We start from the raw sequence: 3708 nt of genomic DNA, 5'->3' as shown, positions 1-3708 counted from the left end.
GGCGCCGTCCGCGGCCCCCCTCGGCGCGCACCTCCACCCGGGCGGCGGCAAGCCGGGCGAACAGGTCGCGCCGGCGGGCGAGCGGCCACCACTCATAGAGGAAGATCTCGATCGGCCGCCAGTTGGCCACCCAGCCGACGATGACGAGGCTTTCCTCCAGGATGCCGGCGAAGGTCCCATCCCCCAGCACGTGGCCGACCAGCTGCGCCCCCGCCAGGCACATCGCGAGCGCGCCGAGGCCGATGACCAGAGACAGCCGCCCGACCCGGAACAGCTGCGCCAGCTGCCGCGCCGTCTCGTGCCGGCGATAGTCGAAGAAATGCGCGATCGCCTCCGGAAGGCCCCGCGCATCCGGGCCGGACGCTTCGGTTTCGGGCAGATGGATGACGATGGCGAGCGGCGCGCCGGCGGGCATCTCCTCGGCCCAGCCGGCGATGTAGTCCTCCGCCTCCGGCGCCAGGTCGCGCTCGCGGAAGGGGAACGGTCCAGCATGTTGAAGAGCTGGGAGACATGGGTCAGGCGGATGGAGATGACGCCGGGCGCAACGGCGGCGGAGGTCGGGGTCGGTGCGTGCGTCATCGGAAAAGGTGTCCGCCCTTTGCGGTGCGCCGGCGCGCCCCTCAGCGTGGCGCAATAGCCGCGCGGCGCGGCCTGCACAAGATTCCCGCCGCTGCGGCCGGACAGGGGGCTGCGGCGGGGCCACGGCACACTCGCGCGCGGGAACCGGTCGTGCCAGTGTCACGTTCTGCGGGGACGCTCGCGCCGCCGGGTCCAAGCTTCGGCGGCGGCGAAGCGTGCCGCATCTCGAGGAAATGCAATCATGAGCAATCTTGTCGTATTCGGTTTCGACGGCGTCCATGCGGCGGACGAGGTGCTGAACAAGCTGCGGTCGCTTCAGAAGGGTCATCTGATCGACCTGGAGGACGCCTGTGTCGTCGAGCGCGAGGCGGACGGCAAGGTCCACATCAAGCAGGCGGTGAACCTCGTGGCGCTGGGCGCCGCCCAGGGCGGCACCATGGGCGCGCTGTGGGCGGCCTCGTCGGCCTCCTGTTCCTCAACCCGCTCGCCGGCATGGCGCTGGGCGCGGTGGCGGGCGCAGGCGCCGGCGCCATCTCCGGCTCGCTCGCCGACTACGGCATCGACGACGACTTCGTGAAGAATCTCGGCGATACCATTCCGGCCAATTCGTCGGCGCTGTTCGTGCTCATCAAGAGCGTCACCGAGGACAAGGTGCTGCCCGAGATCGAGCCCTACAATCCGCGGGTGCTGAAGACCTCGCTCTCCAACGAGGCCGAGCTGAAGCTGAAGGAAGCGCTGGCCAGGGCCGCCGCCGGCCTGCACGCCGCCCCGGACGCGACCCCGGACACGACCCCGGCGGCCACTCCCGGCCGCCTGAGGACCGGATCAGCGAGGCGGCGGCTGCCGCCGCCTCAGCTCTTCAGCCGGTAGCCGGTGCGGAACATCCAGGTGCACACGCCAAGGCATAGGGCCAGGAAGCCGAGCGTCATGGCGAGCGAAAGCCCGACCGCCACGTCCGAGATGCCGAAGAAGCTCCAGCGGAAGCCGGACACCAGATAGACCACCGGGTTGAACAGCGTCACCGTGCGCCAGGCCGGCGGCAGCATGTCGAGCGAATAGAAGGTGCCGCCCAGGAAGGTGAGGGGCGTGATCACCAGCAGCGGGATCACCTGGAGGCGCTCGAACCCGTCGGCCCAGATGCCGATGATGAAGCCGAACAGGGCGAAGGTGAACGCCGTCAGCACCAGGAACGCCATCATCCACACCGGGTGCTTGATCTCCAGCGGCACGAACAGCGAGGCTGTCGCGAGGATGATGAGGCCCAGCACCACGGTCTTGGTCGCCGCCGCCCCCACATAGCCGAGCACGATCTCGAACGGCGACACGGGCGCCGACAGCAGTTCGAAGATGGTGCCGGTGAAGCGCGGGAAATAGATCGCGAACGCGGCATTGGAGATGGACTGCGTGAGCAGCGTCAGCATCATCAGGCCCGGCACGATGAAGGCGCCGTAGGGCACGCCGTCGATCTCGGCCATGCGGGCGCCGATGGCGGAGCCGAACACGACGAAATAGAGCGAGGTGGAGATGACGGGCGACACCACGCTCTGCAGCAGCGTGCGCATGGTGCGGGCCATCTCGAACATGTAAATGGCGCGGACGGCTTCGAGGTTCACTGGTCCCGCCTCACGAGGCTCACGAAGATGTCTTCGAGGGAGCTTTGCTCCGTGTGGAGGTCCCGGAAGGCGATGCCCTCGGCGGAGAGCAAGGCGAGCAGGTCGGCGATGGAGCGCGTGTCGCCCTCCTCCTCGGCGCCGGAGGCGCAGGTCTCGTAGACATAAGTGAGGTGCGTGCCGCCGTCCGACAGCTCGAGGCCGAACGGCGCCAGCGCCGCGGGAATGGCGGCGAGCGGCGCGACCAGCTCCACCGTCAGCTCCTTGCGGCCGAGCCGGCGCATGAGGGTCGCCTTCTCCTCCACCAGGATCAGCTCGCCCTTGGTGATGACGCCGATGCGGTCCGCCATCTCCTCCGCCTCCTCCAGATAATGGGTGGTGAGGATGATGGTGACGCCGCTCTCGCGCAGCTCGCGCACCAGGCGCCACATGTCGCGGCGCAGTTCCACGTCGACGCCCGCGGACGGCTCGTCGAGGAACAGCACCTGCGGCTCGTGGGAGAGCGCCTTGGCGATCAGCACGCGCCGCTTCATGCCGCCCGAGAGCGTCATGATCTTGGCGTCCTTCTTCTCCCACAGGGACAGGCTCTTGAGCACCTTCTCGATGAAGGCGGGGTTTGCCCTCTTGCCGAACAGTCCGCGCGAGAAGCTCACGGTGGCCCACACGGTCTCGAAGCTGTCGGTGGTCAATTCCTGCGGCACGAGGCCAATGGCGGCGCGGGCGGCGCGGTAGTCCGCGACGATGTCGTGGCCGTCCACCCGCACGGAGCCGGCGGTGGCGTTGACGAGGCCGCAGACGATGGAGATGAGCGTGGTCTTGCCGGCGCCGTTCGGGCCGAGCAAGGCGAAGATCTCGCCGCGGCGGATGTCGAAGCTCACGTCCTTGAGCGCGCTGTGGCCCGTGGCGTAGGTCTTCGACAGGCGGGAGACGGAGATGACGGCGCCGGGCGCGGCGCGGGACTCGGGATCGGGCATGGCACCCTCTTAGACCTGTCCGGCCGCGCGCGGAAGGGTCCCGCGCCGTCAGGCGCGGGACCCTTGTGCTGCTATGGATGCAATCCTGCGGGATCAGGTGCCCTGGATGGCGCTGAGCTTCCAGTCGCCGCCGTTCTCGCGCACGAAGGTCCAGATCTCCGTGGCCTCGCCCTTGGCGTCGCGGTCGCCGCCGACCACCTGGCCGGTGGCGCGGTCCACCATGGCGTCGCGGCTTTCATAACGCAGCGCCACCGTGGCGAACTCCTTGCCGCCCTCGCGCCAGGCCTCGGCGAGGTCGCCCTGGAGCAGCTTCACGTCGCTCACCGCGTTGCGCACGCCGCGCTCGGCATTTTCGCGCAGTTCGTCGGCGAAGTAGGAGAACACCTCCGGCGTGGTGTGCTGCATCAGCGTGCCCTGGTCCTCGGCCCCGAAGGCGCCGTGGATGGTGCCGAGCAGGCGCTCGAAGGTGTCGAAATCCTCGCCCTTGAGGCCGACGTCGTCCGACGGCGCGCGGGCGGCGGCCTGGAACTCGGGCTGCGCGGCGG

At 69.3% G+C, this 3708-nt stretch carries 4 protein-coding genes and 1 pseudogene; 1 reads left to right on the top strand and 4 read right to left on the bottom strand.

Annotated elements, in window-relative coordinates:
• The coding region (locus AC2W7M_RS21855; protein ID WP_486134882.1) for a hypothetical protein at positions 1-415 on the bottom strand (415 nt) is incomplete at its 3' end.
• 405 nt (positions 416-820) lie between these two features.
• Here AC2W7M_RS21855 and AC2W7M_RS21850 point away from each other — a divergent pair.
• Positions 821-1449: pseudogene (locus AC2W7M_RS21850) on the top strand (DUF1269 domain-containing protein).
• Here AC2W7M_RS21850 and AC2W7M_RS21845 read toward each other — a convergent pair.
• The 3 genes from AC2W7M_RS21845 to AC2W7M_RS21835 all read right to left on the bottom strand — a co-directional run.
• Positions 1431-2192 carry an ABC transporter permease gene (locus AC2W7M_RS21845; RefSeq protein ID WP_486134880.1) on the bottom strand — a complete coding sequence of 254 codons (762 nt, stop codon included), beginning with the start codon at positions 2190-2192 and terminating at the stop codon, positions 1431-1433. The pseudogene AC2W7M_RS21850 and the gene AC2W7M_RS21845 sit on opposite strands and share 19 nt — an antisense overlap.
• A complete protein-coding gene (locus tag AC2W7M_RS21840) occupies positions 2189-3163 on the bottom strand; it encodes an ABC transporter ATP-binding protein (protein WP_486134878.1) in 975 nt (324 codons plus the stop codon). The genes AC2W7M_RS21845 and AC2W7M_RS21840 overlap by 4 nt, the downstream gene beginning before the upstream one ends.
• 93 nt (positions 3164-3256) lie before the next feature.
• The coding region (locus AC2W7M_RS21835; protein ID WP_486134876.1) for a TIM44-like domain-containing protein at positions 3257-3708 on the bottom strand (452 nt) is incomplete at its 5' end.

The organism is Xanthobacter sp. BG11Y11_SDJG, assembly GCF_057364445.1.
This window is presented reverse-complemented; position numbering and strand designations above follow the sequence as displayed.